We start from the raw sequence: 15451 nt of genomic DNA, 5'->3' as shown, positions 1-15451 counted from the left end.
TGTTCTTCCGACTCGGTTGCCTAGGGTTCCTGTCCAGGATCTCACGCCACCGGAGCCGGACCCCCCGGCCTTGCGGAATCGCCGCGGCCGGGGGTCCGGGTGCGCTACTGCTGCGGCTTGGGTGCCTGGTAGTCCTTGCCGACCACCAGCACCAGGTCGGTGGTCTGGGCGTCGGTGACCTTCTTCACGGCGGTCGCCGGCAGGCCCAGCGTGGTGGCCAGCGATCGGGCCGCGTCCGCCCGGGTGTCGTCGCTGTAGTGGATCTCGCTGCTCGGCTGGGCGGCGACCTTGCCGCCGCCGGGCACGAAGGTCAGGCCCGCGTTGACCACCTGGGCCTGGGCGGCGACCGCCGGGCTGTCGGTGCCGCCCGCGGTGCCGGTGGCGTCCTGGATGCTCACCCGGGCCGGGCCGGCGGTCGCGGCCGCGGTGTGCACGGTGCTGCCCAGCACGTCCTTGACCAGCGGCGCGGCCTTGGCCTCGTCCACCGTGCCGTCGGTCCGCACCGGCAGCTCGCTGGTGGTCAGGCGGCCCGCACCGGCCCGGCCGGCGAGCTGGGCCAGCAGCCCGGCCAGCGCCTGCTCCGGCAGCGAGGGGTCGAGCACCGCGCCCATCTTGTGCACGTCGTCGGTGGCGTCGGACAGCGCGGTGGGCATCGCCTTGACCACCGCGGCCAGCACCGCGCCGAACCGGGCCAGCTGGGCGTCGCGGCTCTCGCCCGGTGCCTGGTAGGTGGCGTAGGCCACCGCGGCCTGGCCGGTGAGCATCCGCCGGCTGCCCTTGTCCACCAGCACCTTGCCGTCCGGACCGGTCAGCTGGGCGTTGGTGTCCATCGTGAGACCGCCCAACTGGGCGACCAGCAGCTGCAGGTACGGGGTGTCCAGCCGCCAGGTGCCGCTCACCGGGGCGCCCAGCAGGGTGGCCAGCGCGTCCCGGGTCGGCGCGGAGCCCAGGTTGGTCAGCGCGTCGCTCATCGCGGTGGTGGCCGAGTCGCCGGTGGAGGGCAGCTGCAGGTTGTCCGGCAGCAGCAGCACCGAGGCCTTGTTGCCGCCCGCGTCGTTGACCAGCAGCACCGAGCTGACCTTGCCCTGCAGGTCGTGCAGGTGCACCACGACCACGTTGCGGCCGCCGGTGGCCTTGGCGGCGGTCTGGCCGCCGATCGCCCCGGTGTACCAGAGGTAGCCGGCCGTGCCGCCGGCCACCAGGGCCAGCGCCACCACGGCGCCGACCAGCCGGTTGCGCAGCCGGCGGCGGCGTTCGGCGCGGAGCTCGGTGCGCGACTCGGCGAACTTCAGCCAGTCGATGACGTCCTCGGTCTCCTCCGCCGGTTCGTCGACGAAGGTGAACTCGCCCGTCTGGTAGGAGTCCTGGTCGCCGCGGGCGGCCTGCTTGGCGAGGTTGCGGCGGCCCCCGACCTGCTCCGAGGGCTCCTCGGCAGGCTCCGGCGCGGCGGCCGGCCCGGTACCCGGGGCCGAGCGCGGCCGGGGCGGGGCGGGCGCCGGGGCGGGCCCGGCGGCGGCTGCCGCGGCAGGGGCGGGCGCGGGGGGGCGCGGCCGGCGGGGCGGCCTGCTGGTAGCCCTGGTCCGGGTAGCCGCCCTGGTAACCCTGCGGGTACTCGGGCTGCTGGTAGCCCTGCTGCTCGTAGCCGCCCTGGTACGCCTGCGGGTACTCGGGCTGCTGGTACTCCTGGTACTCCGGCTGCTGGTAGCCCTGCGGCTGGTAGACCGACTCCTGCTGTGGCTGCTGGTAGCCCTGCGGGTACTCGGACTGCTGGTACTCCGCCTGCTGGTAGCCCTGCTCGTAGTAGCCGGGCTGCTGCTCGTACCCGTACCCCTGCTGCGGGGCCTGCTCGTAGTAGCCCTGCTGCTCGTAGCCGTACGGCTGCTGCTGCTGTTGCTGCGGTTGGGCGTGCGGGTAGTGCCCGGTGGACCAGTCGCCGTCCTCGGGCCCGTTGCGGTCTGCCGTTCCGGTCACGCCGTCGTCCCTCTCGGTCTTGCCGTGTCTGACCAGCTCAGCCGGCGTCGCGGTAGAGCGCCCGCTTGTCGATGTAGCGCACCACCCCGTCCGGCACCAGGTACCAGACCGGGGCGCCCTTGGCGACCCGCAGCCGGCAGTCGGTGGAGGAGATGGCCAGCGCCGGCACCTCGACCAGCGAGACCCCGCCGACCGGCAGCCCGGCATCCGTCAGAGTGTGCCCCGGCCGGGTGCAGCCGATGAAGTGGGCGAGCGAGAAAAGCTCCTCGACGTCGCGCCAGGAGAGGATCTGGGCCAGCGCGTCGGCGCCGGTGATGAAGAACAGGTCCGCGTCGGGGTGCTGGGCCCGCAGCTCGCGCAGGGTGTCCACGGTGTAGGTCAGACCCTGGCGGTCGATGTCGATCCGGCTGACCGAGAACTGCGGGTTCTCGGCGGTGGCGATCACCGTCATCAGGTAGCGGTCCTCGGCCGAGGAGACCTCGCGGCCGGTCTTCTGCCACGGCTGGCCGGTCGGGACGAAGATCACCTCGTCCAGCTGGAAGGCGCTGGCGACCTCACTGGCCGCGACCAGGTGGCCGTGGTGGATCGGGTCGAAGGTGCCGCCCATCACACCGAGGCGCTTTCGGCCCTTCGTGCTCTCTCCCATGGCGCCACACCCTAGCCGACCCTCGGCGGACCACCGCTCCCGCAGTCCCGACTGCCCTGGGGGGAGCGCCCGCACCCGGCGGACGCCCCGCCCGGGGCGGGCGGCAGGGGCTCAGCGGTCCCGGTTGAAGCGGGTCGTGATGAAGAGCAGCAGCAGCAGGATGAACAGCGCGCTGCCACCGGTCAGCGCCGGGCTGAGGCTCTGGTGGTTGCTTCCCTCGGCCAGGACGGTCAGGGCGTTGGTCATGTGGTGGGCCTTCTCGACTCGGTGGGGGCCAGGACACGGGACCCGGCGACCGGGGCGACCCGCGCGCTCATCGTACGGGGCCCGCCCGCGCAACCGCGCGGCGGCTCCCCGCGTCTGACTACGGGTGAGGCCGGCGCAGGCTCAGTTGCTGCGGCCGGCCCGGGCCAGGATCCAGACCAGCAGCAGTACGCCCACGATCGACGCGGCCACCACCAGGCGCAGGAACAGGCCCGGACCCGTGCCGGGAGAGATCGGCTCGGCCAGGGTCACCAGGGCGCTGTGCGGCATCGGAGGGCTCCTCGGAAGGGGTGGCGCAGTTCGGGCAATCAGCTTAGGCCCGCGGTGCACCGCCCGATGGCACCGCCCCCGCGGCGTCGTACGCTGCTGCGGGGACGAGTGCGCGCACGCGGACGTTGACGAGTTTCAGGGGCGGGGGCCGGCACCGGGCCGGGACCTGCTGCGAGCAGGAGGACTACGCACATGACCGATCCGACTCAGGCCGCCGGCACCCCGAGCCGCCGCCGCAAGCGTTTCCCCGGGATCTCCACCCGGGCCTGGGAGCACCCGGCCGACCGCTCGGCGCTGGTCGCCCTGCGCAGGCTGACCGGCTTCGACGACGTGATAAAGAAGCTGGCCGGCCTGGTCTCCGAGCGCAGCGTGCGGCTGATGTTCCTGGCCACCGCGGTGAAGACCTCGGAGCGCCAGTACCCCGAGATCTACAACATGGTCCGGGACGCGGCCTACGTGCTGGACCTGGAGAAGGTCCCGGACCTCTTCGTGACCCAGGACCCGACCGTCAACGCGATGTGCATCGGGATGGACACCCCGGTGATCGTGCTGACCACCGGCCTGGTGGAGCTGCTGGACGAGGAGGAGCTGCGCGCGGTGGTCGGCCACGAGGTCGGCCACGCGATGTCCGGCCACGCGGTGTACCGCACGATGATGCTGATCCTGAGCGGCCTGGCCACCCGGCTGGGCTGGCTGCCGCTCGGCAACCTGGCCATCATGGCCCTGGTCACCGCGCTCAAGGAGTGGTTCCGCAAGGCCGAACTCTCCTGCGACCGGGCCGGCCTGCTGGCCGGCCAGGACCCCCAGGCCTCGATGCGCGGGCTGATGAAGCTGGCCGGCGGCCACAACCTGGGCGAGATGAACGTGGACGCCTTCCTGGAGCAGGCCGCGGAGTACGAGAAGGCCGGCGACCTGCGCGACAGCGCCCTCAAGCTGCTCCAGGTGCTGCCGCAGACCCACCCGTTCGCGGTGGTCCGGGTGGCCAAACTCAAGCAGTGGTCGGAGAGCGAGGAGTACCGCTCGATCCTGGCCGGCGCCTACCCGCTGCGGACCGACGACGGCGAGGCCAAGGTCTCCGACCAGTGGAAGGCCGCGGCCGACTCCTACGGCAAGTCCATCAAGGAGAGCAAGGACCCGCTGTTCAACCTGCTCAAGGACATCGCGGACGGTGCCGGCACGGTCGGCGGCAAGCTGCGCGACACCTTCACCGGCGCCCGCGGCCCGGCCGGCGGCGGCACCGGCGGCACCCCCGAGGACGCCGAGCAGAAGTGACACCCGCCCGGGTGCGGCCCGCTCGCCGGGCCGCACCCGGGGCAGTGGCGCCGGCGCTCAGCCCTTGGGGCTCGCCAGCACCGCGCAGGACTGCCAGGCCGGGTGCGCGTGGTCGGCCGGATTGACCGCCCCGGGGCTGGCGGCGGGGGCCCCGGCGGCCCCGAAGGCCTGCGGCTGCAGGTACTCGGCCTGGGCGGCGCCGCACGGGCTGGGGCCGGCCTGCTCCACCGAGTCGACCAGGCGCAGCTGGGCGTAGGCGACGTCATTGTGGTCCACGTCGAACCGGACCTCGCGGCGGACCGTGTAGAGGCTGACCGGACCCGCGCCGGGCGCGCCCGCCGGGCGCAGCGCGTACACCAGGGTGTGGTCGCCGGTGATCTCCAGGGTGCCCGGGTCCAGCTCGGTGAAGCTGACCGAGCCGGCCACCTTCACGGTGTTGCTGGCCAGCGCGACCTTCATCGGGTCGAACCGGACCATCCAGCCGGTCACCGCGTGGTGCTGGTCGTCGGCCGGGGCGGCCGTGGCCGCGTCGAACTGGCTCTGCTCGGCCGGCGCGAGCAGCTGGCGCACCTGCGCCGTCTCGCCCTGGACCAGCACCGAGGCGGTCAGCTCGGAGGCCTCCAGGTAGCGCCGCACGGTGTCCAGCGCGGCCGCGACCTGGGTCTGGCTGAAGTGGGTGGTCCCGGTGGTGGGCACGGGCAGGCCCAGGCCCGCGCTGCCGTCGGCGTAACCGGCGGTGGCCGGCAGGGTGCCGAACGGGTTGTTCGGATCGGCCGCGGGCGGCGCCTGCGGAGCGGTCAGCGCGGTCAGCTGGGCGGTCAGCTGGGTGCCGCCGCCGCGCGCGGCCTCGTGCTGCGGGGCCGTGACGCCGAAGTAGACCGCGGCGCCGAAGGCCAGCACCACCAGGAGCAGCAGGGTGACCGCCTGGCGGGGCAGGGAGGCCAGCGCGCCGAGGCCGAACTTGTGCCGGATCGCCCGCGGCACGTGGCCGCCGAGGCGCTCGTCCGCGGACAGTTCGGTGATCCGGGCAGCGCGGACGAACGACTCGTCGAAGACGACGGATCGGTACTCGTCATCGCTTCCGGAACCGCCCTCGGGCACACCCTCCGGAGGCTCACCCGGGTCACCCATACATCAAGGGTAGAACCGGGACGCCGCCCGGTACGAGGCTCGGGAAGCGGCTTTCCTGCCCGCGGGCAGACCTCATCCGGCCGGTTGCAGCACCGGCAGGCCGGCCGGGTAGGCATGCACCCCGGTGGGGGCCGGCGAGGCCGGTCCGCTGGTACCCACGGCCGGCTGGCGGCCGGGCAGCCCACCGCCGCCGCGGTAGACCGCGGCCACCGCCACGGCCACCAGGCTGACGCCCATCACGATCACCAGCACCCAGGCCAGCGGCCGGTGCCAGCGCTGCTGGGCGACCTGGCGGCCCGTGCAGTCGGTCCGGGTGGCGTAGCCGGGCCAGCGCACCGCGCGACGCCGGCGGCCGGGGGCGCCGACCCAGGGGTCGGTGTAGATCCGGTCGTCCTCGAGCCCGAGCGGGTGCGGGCGCAGCTCCAGCGGCACGCCCTCGTAGTGGTCGCCGCCCGGCTCCCTGGCCCAGGCCGGCGAGCCGGGTTCGAGCTCGCTGCGGGCTTCCGCTGCGGCGAGCTGACGCTCCCTGGCACTCGGCTCGTGCACCGCGGCGGAGCGGACGAACGCCTCGTCAAGGACCACGGTGGCGAACTCGTCGTCCGCTGCACCGTGGTCGTCGCCGTCGGAGTACGGCGAGCCCCCCTCATCCTCAGCCACGTCGTTCAGCGTATTACCGGGGGCGCGATTTGTCTGTGGCTCCCGGCACTTGGGCTGACGTGGTGTTGGCTCGCGGCTGCCGCGGTTACTCCGCTCGGCCGCCCACGGTCGGCGTCGCGGCACCGCGCACGTGACCGTCACCAGTGACGATGTACTTGGTGGAGGTCAGCTCCGGCAGGCCCATCGGGCCGCGGGCGTGCAGCTTCTGGGTGGAGATGCCGATCTCGGCGCCGAAACCGAACTCACCCCCGTCGGTGAACCGGGTCGAGGCGTTGACCGCCACCGTGGTGGCGTCGACCAGTTGGGTGAACCGCCGGGCCGCCGCCTGCGAGGTGGTCACGATCGCCTCGGTGTGGCCGGAGGACCACTGCCGGATGTGCTCCACCGCTGCCTCCAGCGAGGGCACCACGGCGGCGGCCAGGTCCAGCGAGAGGTACTCCGCGCCCCAGTCCTCGTCGGTGGCCGGCACCACGGTGGCGGCCGAGCCCGCGGCGAGCTTGACCACCCTCTCGTCGCCGTGCACGGTGACCCCGGCCTCGGCCAGGGCGGCCAGCGCGAGCGGCAGGAACTCCTCGGCGACGTCCTGGTGCACCAGCAGCGTCTCGGCCGCGTTGCAGACGCTGACCCGCTGCGCCTTGGAGTTGAGCAGGATGCCGACCGCCATCGCCAGGTCGGTGTGCGCGTCCACGTAGACGTGGCAGTTGCCGGTGCCGGTCTCGATCACCGGCACGGTGGAGCCCTCCACCACGGTCCTGATCAGCGAGGCGCCGCCGCGCGGGATCAGCACGTCCACCAGGCCGCGGGCCCGCATCAGCTCGGTGACCGACTCGCGGCCCTCCCCCGGCACCAGCTGGACCGCGTCGGCCGGCAGGCCGGCGCTCGCCACCGCGTCGCGCACCACGGCCACCAGCGCGGTGTTGGAGCGGTAGGCGGAGGCGGAGCCGCGCAGCAGCACCGCGTTGCCGGACTTGAGGCAGAGCGCGGCGGCATCCACCGTCACGTTGGGCCGGGCCTCGTAGATGATGCCCACTACGCCCAGCGGGACCCGGACCTGACGCACGTCCAGCCCGTTCGGCAGGGTGTAGCCGCGGATCACCTCGCCCACCGGGTCGGGCAGGCCGGCGACCCGGCGCACGTCGGCGGCGATCGCCGCGATCCGCTCCTCGGTCAGCGTCAGCCGGTCGACCACCGACTCGGCGGTGCCGGCCTCGCGGGCACGGGCCACGTCCTCGGCGTTGGCCGCGGTGAGCTCGGCGGCGCGGGCGGTCAGCGCGTCGGCAATGGCCGACAGCGCGGCGTCCTTGGCCGAGCGCGGCAGCGGGGCGAGTGCGGCGGCGGCCGTACGGGCGCGCCGCGCGGTGGCGAGGACGGGGCTGTCAGTGGTCATGCCCTGAAGGGTATCGACTGCTCGGGCCGGGTCGGCGCGGATACCACCGGCTGAGACGTCCCGGTGCCGGTCAGTACGGGTGCACGCCGCCGAGCTGTCCGGTCGGCTCGCCGAACCCCTCGGCCACCCGGTGGTGGTAGGTGGCCCGGTCCACCACCTCCAGCCCGACGATCTCCCAGGGCGGCAGCTGGGCGGTGGCCTTGTGCTCGCCCCACAGCCGCAGCGCGATGGCGGCCGCGTCGTGCAGGTCGCGGGCCTGCTCCCAGTAGCGGAGCTCGGCGTGGTCGGCGGCGTACCGGGCGGTAAGGAAGAAGGAGTGGTCGTGCGCCAGCCGCTCCAACCCGGCCCGCAGCACCGGCAGCGGGGTCACCTCGCCGGCCAGGCTGAGCACCACGTGCCACAGCCGCCCGGCCTCCGGCTCCTCGGCCGGGGTACTCGCCGGGAAGAGCGGGCGGACCACCGCCCCCGCCTGCTGCTCGCCCACCCCGGGCAGCGCTTGGTCGCGCCTGGGTCCCACCGCGGCCTCCTGTTCGACGCTGGCCTGTGCCGGGCCCGACGGACCGTCAGCCGCGCAGCACCACCAGGTCGTCCCGGTGGATGACCTCGCGCTCGTAGGCGGCACCGAGCTCCTGGGCCAGCTCCCGCGTCGACCGGCCCAGCAGGCGCGGCAACTCCCTCGCATCAAAGTTGACCAGTCCACGGGCCACGATGTGGCCGTTTTCGGCAAGAAGGTCCACCGGATCGCCCGCCGTGAACTCGCCGTCCACCTTGGTGACACCGGCCGGCAGCAGCGACTTGCCGCCCTCCACCACGGCGCGCACCGCTCCCTCGTCCAGGTGCAGCGCGCCGCGCGGGCTGGAGGCGTGCGCCAGCCAGAGCAGCCGGTCGGCGGTGCGCGAGCCGGTGCGGGTGAACAGCGTGCCGGTCGCGCGCCCCGCCAGCGCGTCGGCGGCGTGCCGGGCGGCGGTGAGCACCACCGGGATCCCCGCGCCGGTGGCGATCCTGGCCGCCTCGACCTTGGTCACCATGCCGCCGGTGCCGACCCCGGCCCGGCCGGCGCTGCCGATCTCGATGCCCGCCAGGTCCTGCGGACCGCGCACCTCGTCGATCCGGCGGGTGCCCGGCTTGCTGGGGTCGCCGTCGTAGAGCCCGTCCACGTCGGAGAGCAGGACCAGCAGGTCGGCCCGGACCAGGTGGGCGACCAGCGCGGCCAGCCGGTCGTTGTCACCGAACCTGATTTCGGCGGTGGCCACCGTGTCGTTCTCGTTGACGACCGGGACCGCGCCCATCGCCAGCAGCTGGTCCAGGGTCCGGTAGGCGTTGCGGTAGTGCGCGCGCCGGCTGGCGTCCTCGGCGGTCAGCAGCACCTGGCCGACCCGGCGGCCGTAGCGGGCGAACGAGGCGGTGTACCGGGCCACCAGCAGGCCCTGGCCGACGCTGGCGGCGGCCTGCTGGCGGGCCAGGTCGGTGGGGCGCTTGGCCAGGCCCAGCGGGGACAGGCCGGCCGCGATGGCGCCGGAGGAGACCAGCACGATCTCCGGCGCGTCCGGCTCGCCGAGCCGCTTGGCCAGTGCGTCCACCAGGGCGTCGACCCGGTCGGCGTCCAGCCCGCCGGCCGCGGTGGTGAGCGAGGAGGAACCGACCTTGACCACGATCCGGCGGGCCGCCAGTACGTCCTGACGCAGTGTCTGCTCGCTCATCGCCCTGTCCCTCATGCTGGTGCGGCCCGGTCCCCCGCGCAATCTACGCGATGAACCGGGCCGCACCACATCGTGTTTCACCGCCTGGGACCGGCCCCGGTCCAGCCGGACCGGCCCCGGGGGCGGTCGGACGGACTACTCGTCCTCGTCCTCGCCGAGTTCGGCCGGGCGGCTGCTGGAGAGCGCCTCGAAGGCCAGGTACTCGGCCTCGGCGGCGTCGCGGCCCTTCAGCTTGTCGCGCCGGCGGTCGACGGCCGGGCGCGGGGTCTCGAAGCGGTGGTCCTCGCCACGACGGCCGAGCATCTCGGCGCCGGCCGCCATGGTCGGCTCCCAGTCGAAGACGACCGCGTTCTCGTCGGGGCCGATGATGACCGTGTCACCCTCATGGGCGCCGGCCTTCCACAGCTGGTCCTCGACACCGAGGCGGGCCAGCCGGTCGGCCAGGTAGCCGACCGCCTCGTCGTTGCTGAAGTCGGTCTGGCGCACCCAGCGCTCCGGCTTGGTGCCGCGCACCCGGTAGGCGCCGTCCTCCTCGGTGACCGTGAAGCCGGCGTCGTCCACCGCGGTCGGGCGCAGCACGATCCGGGTCGACTCCTGCACCGGCTTGGCGGCCCGGGCCTCGGCCACGATGCCGGCCATCGCGTAGCTCAGCTCGCGCAGGCCCTTGCGGGAGGCGGCGGAGACCTCGAACACCCGGTAGCCCCGCTCCTCCAGCGAGGCCCGGGTCAGGTCGGCGATGTCCTGGCCGTCCGGCACGTCCACCTTGTTCAGCGCGACGATCCGCGGCCGGTCCTCCAGCCCGCCGTACTGGGACAGCTCGGTCTCGATCGCCTCCAGGTCGGTGAGCGGGTCGCGGCCCGGCTCCAGGGTGGCGCTGTCCAGCACGTGCACCAGCACGCTGCACCGCTCCACGTGGCGCAGGAACTCCAGCCCCAGGCCCTTGCCCTGGCTGGCGCCCGGGATCAGGCCGGGCACGTCGGCGACCGTGTAGACGGTCTCGCCGGCGGTGACCACGCCCAGGTTGGGCACCAGGGTGGTGAACGGGTAGTCGGCGATCTTGGGGCGGGCCGCGGAGAGCACCGCGATCAGCGAGGACTTGCCGGCGCTCGGGTAGCCCACCAGAGCCACGTCGGCCACCGACTTGAGCTCCATCACGATGTCCCGGGCCTCGCCCGGCTCGCCCAGCAGCGCGAAGCCGGGGGCCTTGCGGCGGGCCGAGGCCAGCGCCGCGTTGCCCAGGCCGCCGCGACCGCCGGCCGCGGCGATGAAGGTGGTGCCGTGGCCGACCAGGTCGGCGAGCACGTTGCCCTTCTTGTCCAGCACCACGGTGCCGTCCGGCACCGGCAGCACGATGTCCTCGCCGGTCGCGCCGGTGCGGTTGCCGCCCGCGCCCGGCTTGCCGTTGCCGGCCTTGCGCTTGGGCGAGTGGTGGTACTCGAGCAGGGTGGTCACGTTGGCGTCCACCACCAGGGTGACGCTGCCGCCCTCGCCGCCGTTGCCGCCGTCCGGGCCGCCGAGCGGCTTGAACTTCTCCCGGTGTACGGAGGCGCAGCCGTGGCCTCCGTTACCCGCGGCGACATGCAGTTCGACGCGGTCCACGAAGGTGGTCATGAGCGGTGCCTCCAGAGGCGAGGGGGTGATTGAAAACACGCAGGGTGGACCGGAGAAACCCGATCCACCCTGCATGGGATCCAGCGGAAGCGCCGGATCAGGCCTCGACGGCCACGATGTTGACGACCTTGCGGCCGCGACGGGTGCCGAACTGGACCGCACCGGCGGTCAGCGCGAACAGGGTGTCGTCGCCACCGCGACCGACGCCCGCACCCGGGTGGAAGTGGGTACCGCGCTGGCGGACGAGGATCTCGCCGGCGCTGACGACCTGGCCGCCGAAGCGCTTCACGCCGAGGCGCTGAGCGTTCGAGTCACGACCGTTGCGGGTAGAGCTTGCGCCCTTCTTGTGTGCCATCTCGCTGTCCCCTTACTTACTTCGCGGAGTCGATGCTCGTGATGCGGACGGCGGTGTGGCGCTGGCGGTGGCCCTGGCGCCGACGGTAGCCGGTCTTGTTCTTGTAGCGGAGGATGACGATCTTCTCACCCTTGGTGTGGTCGACGACCTCGGCGTGGACCTTCACGCCGTCGAGGACCCACGGGTCGGAGGTGACAGCGTCACCGTCGACGACCAGGATGGTCGAGAACTCCACCGAGTCACCCGGCTTGACGTCGACACGGTCGATCTCCAGCACGTCGCCAACGGCGACCTTGTGCTGGCGGCCGCCGGCGCGAACGATCGCGTACATGCGGTACCTGCTTTCCAACTCGGTTCGGAACTCTCCGATGCCAGCCACCTGGGTATGGACACAAGAGGCCTCCCCCGGATTCCCCTTGCGGGGGTTCCGAGAGGTGAGGTGCTCGGGAGCGTGGCGTAGACACGCCGAGGGTCAAGAATACGGACCGGCCGCCTCCTGGGCAAACCGGACCGCTCGACGGGGGCGGCAGGGGATCACGAATCCCCTGCCGCCCCCGTCGGGCTCACTCCGCTGCCGACTCACCTTCGGCGGCAGCCGCCTTCTTGGCCGCCGCGCTGGTCCGCTTGGTAGCGGTCTTGCGGGCGGTGGTCTTCTTGGCCGCCGTGGTCTTCTTCGCGGCGGTGGTCTTCTTCGCGGCCGTCTTGCGGGCGGCGCGCTTCTTCGGGGCCGGTGCCTCCTCGTCGGCGGCGGACTCCTCGACCGCGGCCTCCTCGGCGACCGGCTGCTCGGCAGTCGGGGCCTCGGCAGCGGTCTCCTCGGCCTGGGCCCCGGTGCCGACGGCCTGCTCCGGCGCCTCGGTCACCTCCGGCGCGGCAGCGGCGGCCAGGGCGGCCTCCACCACGGCCTCGGCGCGCGACTGCAGGACCACGATCTCGGCCTGGCCCGGCGCGCCCGCGGGGGCGGTGGCCTTGCGGACCGCGCGGCGGCGGGTCCGGGCGGCCGGCGCGGGCGCCTCGACGACGGCGGGCTCGGCCACCGGCTCGGCGACCGGCTCCGGCCGGCCGGGCTGCTCGACCGGCTCGACCGCGAGCTCGTCCTCGGCCAGTTCGGCCGTGCTGACCAGCTCGAACTCCTCGTCCTCGTGCTCGTGCTCGCTCGGCTCGACGGCGACCGGTGCGGCCTCCTCCGACCCCGCGCCGCCCTTGCCGCGACGGCGCCGCTTGCTCGAGCCCGCGGCCTCGCCGGCGGTGCCCACCGGGCCGCCACCGCCGCCCGCCGAACCTGGCTGCTCCATGTGGACGATGACGCCACGACCGTTGCAGTGCACGCAGGGCTCGGAGAAGGACTCCAGCAGGCCCTGGCCGACCCGCTTGCGGGTCATCTGCACCAGGCCCAGCGAGGTGACCTCGGCCACCTGGTGCTTGGTCCGGTCCCGGCCCAGGCACTCCAGCAGGCGGCGCAGCACCAGGTCGCGGTTGGACTCCAGGACCATGTCGATGAAGTCGATCACGATGATGCCGCCGAGGTCGCGCAGCCGCAGCTGGCGCACGATCTCCTCGGCCGCCTCGATGTTGTTGCGGGTGACGGTCTCCTCGAGGTTGCCGCCCTGGCCGACGAACTTGCCGGTGTTGACGTCGACCACGACCATCGCCTCGGTCCGGTCGATCACCAGCGAGCCGCCGCTGGGCAGCCAGACCTTGCGGTCCAGCGCCTTCATCAGCTGCTCGTCGATCCGGTAGGTGGCGAACACGTCCACGTCGCTGGTCCAGCGCTGCAGACGCTCGGTCAGGTCCGGGGCGACCGAGGAGACGTACTCGTGGATGGTGTTCCACGCCTCGCCGCCGGAGACGATGACCTTGGTGAAGTCCTCGTTGAAGATGTCGCGGACCACCCGGACGGTCATGTCCGGCTCGCCGTACAGCAGGGTCGGCGCGTTGCCGGAGGCCGCCTTCTTCTGGATCTCCTCCCACTGCGCCTGCAGTCGCTGCACGTCGCGGGTGAGCTCGTCCTCGCTGGCGCCCTCGGCCGCGGTGCGCACGATGACGCCCGCGTCGTCCGGCACGATCTTCTTCAGGATCTGCTTGAGCCGGGCCCGCTCGTTCTCCGGGAGCTTGCGGCTGATGCCGGTCATCGAGCCCTCGGGCACGTAGACCAGGTAGCGGCCGGGCAGCGAGATCTGGCTGGTCAGTCGGGCGCCCTTGTGGCCGATCGGGTCCTTGGAGACCTGCACCAGCACGGACTGACCCGACTTCAGCACCGACTCGATCCGGCGCGGACCGCTGTGGCCGAGCTGACCGAAGTTCACCTCACCGGCGTACAGCACCGCGTTGCGGCCCTTGCCGATGTCGACGAAGGCGGCCTCCATCGACGGCAGCACGTTCTGGACCTTGCCCAGGTAGACGTTGCCGACGTAGGAGGTGGCCTGCTCCTTGTTGACGTAGTGCTCGACCAGGACGCCGTCCTCCAGGACGCCGATCTGGGTGCGCAGGCCGTTCTGACGGACCACCATGACCCGCTCGACCGACTCGCGGCGGGCCAGGAACTCGGCCTCGGTGATGATCGGCACCCGGCGGCGGCCCAACTCGCGGCCCTCGCGGCGGCGCTGCTTCTTCGCCTCCAGTCGGGTGGAGCCCTTGATGGACTGCACCTCGTCCGGGTCGAAGGAGGGCTCGCTGGAGCGGCGGCGCGGCTCGCGCACCTTCACGACCGTGCGGACACCGTCCTCGGTGGGCTCGGTGCTCTCGGCCGCACCCTCACCGCTGCGGCGGCGCCGGCGACGGCGACGGCGGGAGGAGGCCAGGCCGGTGGCCAGCTCGTCGTCGCCCTCCTCGTCCTCGCCGTCCTCGTCCTCGTCCAGCTCGGCCGGCTTGACGGCGAGCGGCTCGCCGGTCTCCTCGGTCAGCTGGACCTCGGCCTCCAGCTCCTCGCTCTCGCCCCGGCGGCGGCGACGGCCACCGCGGCGGCGACGGCGCGAGGACGGACGACCGTCCTCCTCCCAGTCGCCGTCCTGCTCCGGGCCGGCGCTCGGCGCGGCATCGACCGGCGCCTCGGCGACGAGCTTCGGCTCGACCACGGGCTTCGGCTCGGCGACCGGCTTCACCACCTCGGCGACGGCCTTCGACGCGCCCCGGCGGCCCGACGGCGGCGTCACCCGGACGGCCGCCCGGCCGACCCGGCGACGGCGGCCGACGCCGCTGTACTCGAACTCGTCCTCCTCGCCCGGGGCGGGCGCCACCGGCTCGGCGGCGGCAGCCCTGGCCGGCGCCGGGGCCTTGGCCGGAGCCTTCGCGGGGGCCTGTGCCTTGGCAGGGGCCTGTGCCTTCGCGGGGGCCGGCGCCGCAGCCGGGGCCTGCGCGGCCGGGGCGACGAAGGCGGCGGGCTCCTGGAAGACCGGAGCCTGGAAGATCGCGGTGGCCGGGCGGACCGCACGGCGGCGGACCCGGTGGCCTTCGGGGTGCTCCGGCGCGGCGACGGGCTCCGGCGCGGTCTCGGCGACGGCCTCCTCGGCCTCCTCCTCGACCTCGGCGGCGGGCTCCTCGGCGGCCTCGGCCACCGGCTCCTCGACCACCGGGCTGGCGGCGGGCGCCTCGACCCGCTTGCGGGCGCGGCGGGCCCGCACCGGCTTCTCGACCGGGGCCTCCTCGGCCACCGGCTCGGCAGCAGCGGGGGCAGCGGCCTCCTCGGCCGCCACCGGGGTCTCCTCGACCGCGGCCGGCGGACCGGCGGGCGCCTCGGCGCGCTTGCGGGCGCGGCGGGCCCGCACCGGCTTCTCGACCGGCGCTTCCTCGGCCACCGGCTCGGCGGCGGGGGCAATGGCGGCGGGGGCAGCAGCGGCAGCTGCCTCCTCGGCCGCCGGGGCGCCGGCGGGCGCCTCGGCGCGCTTGCGGGTGCGGCGGGCCCGCACCGGCTTCTCGACCGGGGCCTCCTCGGCCACCGGCTCGGCAGCAGCGGGGGCAGCGGCCTCCTCGGCCGCCGGGATCACGGTCTCCGCCGTGGCCGGGGCCCCCTCCGGGGAACCGGCCGGGCGGGAGACCGCGCGGCGCCGTCGGCGCGGCGCCGCGGCCTCGCCGGTCTGCTGCGAATCGTTCATTTCGTTATCAGGCATGCGGGTGGATCTCCCGTCAGGCCCCCGGGCTGCGCATCCGGGCACGGCCGGGCACCGGTGGTCGGCCGGAGGCGCTCCCGC

The 15451-nt window shown here is 73.9% G+C and carries 14 protein-coding genes; 1 reads left to right on the top strand and 13 read right to left on the bottom strand.

What is annotated here, in order from left to right; all coding sequences use genetic code 11:
• Positions 1–104: 104 nt before the first annotated feature.
• From C7C46_RS20370 to C7C46_RS35155, 4 genes are all read right to left on the bottom strand, one after another.
• Positions 105–1217 (bottom strand): LytR C-terminal domain-containing protein, encoded by a 1113-nt coding sequence (locus tag C7C46_RS20370; RefSeq protein ID WP_110671311.1) that lies wholly within the window; start codon positions 1215–1217, stop codon positions 105–107.
• Positions 1218–2008: 791 nt separating this feature from the next.
• A complete protein-coding gene (gene nadD, locus C7C46_RS20365; RefSeq protein ID WP_110671310.1) occupies positions 2009–2617 on the bottom strand; it encodes a nicotinate-nucleotide adenylyltransferase in 609 nt (202 codons plus the stop codon).
• 111 nt (positions 2618–2728) lie between these two features.
• A complete protein-coding gene (locus tag C7C46_RS37375) occupies positions 2729–2863 on the bottom strand; it encodes a hypothetical protein (RefSeq protein ID WP_281278569.1) in 135 nt (44 codons plus the stop codon).
• A 141-nt stretch (positions 2864–3004) separates the two neighbouring features.
• Positions 3005–3151, bottom strand: a complete 147-nt coding sequence (locus tag C7C46_RS35155; protein WP_181442434.1) for a hypothetical protein — start codon at positions 3149–3151, stop codon at positions 3005–3007.
• 192 nt (positions 3152–3343) lie between these two features.
• Between C7C46_RS35155 and C7C46_RS20360 the strand changes: the two genes are divergently transcribed.
• Positions 3344–4423, top strand: coding sequence for a M48 family metallopeptidase (locus C7C46_RS20360; RefSeq protein ID WP_110671309.1), 1080 nt, complete (start codon positions 3344–3346; stop codon positions 4421–4423).
• A 57-nt stretch (positions 4424–4480) separates the two neighbouring features.
• On the opposite strand, the gene C7C46_RS20355 is transcribed toward C7C46_RS20360, so the two are convergent.
• The 9 genes from C7C46_RS20355 to C7C46_RS20315 form a co-directional block, all read right to left on the bottom strand.
• Complete coding sequence (locus tag C7C46_RS20355; RefSeq protein ID WP_146259151.1) at positions 4481–5554, bottom strand: SCO2583 family membrane protein; 1074 nt, start codon at positions 5552–5554, stop codon at positions 4481–4483.
• A gap of 72 nt (positions 5555–5626) precedes the next feature.
• A complete protein-coding gene (locus tag C7C46_RS20350; protein WP_110671307.1) occupies positions 5627–6211 on the bottom strand; it encodes an SCO2584 family spore wall biosynthesis protein in 585 nt (194 codons plus the stop codon).
• Between the two features lie 85 nt (positions 6212–6296).
• Positions 6297–7598, bottom strand: a complete 1302-nt coding sequence (locus C7C46_RS20345; RefSeq protein ID WP_110671306.1) for a glutamate-5-semialdehyde dehydrogenase — start codon at positions 7596–7598, stop codon at positions 6297–6299.
• Positions 7599–7668: 70 nt separating this feature from the next.
• Positions 7669–8115 (bottom strand): hypothetical protein, encoded by a 447-nt coding sequence (locus tag C7C46_RS20340; protein WP_110671305.1) that lies wholly within the window; start codon positions 8113–8115, stop codon positions 7669–7671.
• A gap of 46 nt (positions 8116–8161) precedes the next feature.
• Entirely contained in the window at positions 8162–9298 is a 1137-nt protein-coding gene (gene proB / locus C7C46_RS20335) for a glutamate 5-kinase (RefSeq protein WP_110671304.1), read from the bottom strand.
• Positions 9299–9433: 135 nt separating this feature from the next.
• On the bottom strand, positions 9434–10909 hold the full coding sequence (gene obgE, locus C7C46_RS20330; RefSeq protein ID WP_110671303.1) for a GTPase ObgE: 1476 nt from the start codon (positions 10907–10909) through the stop codon (positions 9434–9436).
• A 97-nt stretch (positions 10910–11006) separates the two neighbouring features.
• Positions 11007–11264, bottom strand: a complete 258-nt coding sequence (rpmA, locus tag C7C46_RS20325; RefSeq protein WP_030309712.1) for a 50S ribosomal protein L27 — start codon at positions 11262–11264, stop codon at positions 11007–11009.
• Between the two features lie 16 nt (positions 11265–11280).
• Positions 11281–11595: a 50S ribosomal protein L21 gene (rplU, locus tag C7C46_RS20320; RefSeq protein ID WP_110671302.1), complete on the bottom strand. Its 315-nt coding sequence runs from the start codon at positions 11593–11595 to the stop codon at positions 11281–11283.
• A 232-nt stretch (positions 11596–11827) separates the two neighbouring features.
• Positions 11828–15370, bottom strand: a complete 3543-nt coding sequence (locus C7C46_RS20315; protein ID WP_181442433.1) for an Rne/Rng family ribonuclease — start codon at positions 15368–15370, stop codon at positions 11828–11830.
• Between the last annotated feature and the right edge of the window lie 81 nt (positions 15371–15451).

This window comes from Streptomyces tateyamensis (assembly GCF_003205575.1).
GTDB classification, from domain to species: domain Bacteria; phylum Actinomycetota; class Actinomycetes; order Streptomycetales; family Streptomycetaceae; genus Kitasatospora; species Kitasatospora tateyamensis.
This window is presented reverse-complemented; position numbering and strand designations above follow the sequence as displayed.

Excerpts from the sequence above, each read along its gene's own strand:
- obgE (WP_110671303.1), bottom strand. The coding sequence starts at position 10,909 with ATGACCACCTTCGTGGACCGCGTCGAACTGCATGTCGCCGCGGGTAAC.
- C7C46_RS20355 (WP_146259151.1), bottom strand. The coding sequence starts at position 5,554 with ATGGGTGACCCGGGTGAGCCTCCGGAGGGTGTGCCCGAGGGCGGTTCC.
- rpmA (WP_030309712.1), bottom strand. The coding sequence starts at position 11,264 with ATGGCACACAAGAAGGGCGCAAGCTCTACCCGCAACGGTCGTGACTCG.
- C7C46_RS37375 (WP_281278569.1), bottom strand. The coding sequence starts at position 2,863 with ATGACCAACGCCCTGACCGTCCTGGCCGAGGGAAGCAACCACCAGAGC.
- C7C46_RS20360 (WP_110671309.1), top strand. The coding sequence starts at position 3,344 with ATGACCGATCCGACTCAGGCCGCCGGCACCCCGAGCCGCCGCCGCAAG.
- C7C46_RS35155 (WP_181442434.1), bottom strand. The coding sequence starts at position 3,151 with ATGCCGCACAGCGCCCTGGTGACCCTGGCCGAGCCGATCTCTCCCGGC.
- nadD (WP_110671310.1), bottom strand. The coding sequence starts at position 2,617 with ATGGGAGAGAGCACGAAGGGCCGAAAGCGCCTCGGTGTGATGGGCGGC.
- C7C46_RS20315 (WP_181442433.1), bottom strand. The coding sequence starts at position 15,370 with ATGCCTGATAACGAAATGAACGATTCGCAGCAGACCGGCGAGGCCGCG.
- proB (WP_110671304.1), bottom strand. The coding sequence starts at position 9,298 with ATGAGCGAGCAGACACTGCGTCAGGACGTACTGGCGGCCCGCCGGATC.
- rplU (WP_110671302.1), bottom strand. The coding sequence starts at position 11,595 with ATGTACGCGATCGTTCGCGCCGGCGGCCGCCAGCACAAGGTCGCCGTT.
- C7C46_RS20345 (WP_110671306.1), bottom strand. The coding sequence starts at position 7,598 with ATGACCACTGACAGCCCCGTCCTCGCCACCGCGCGGCGCGCCCGTACG.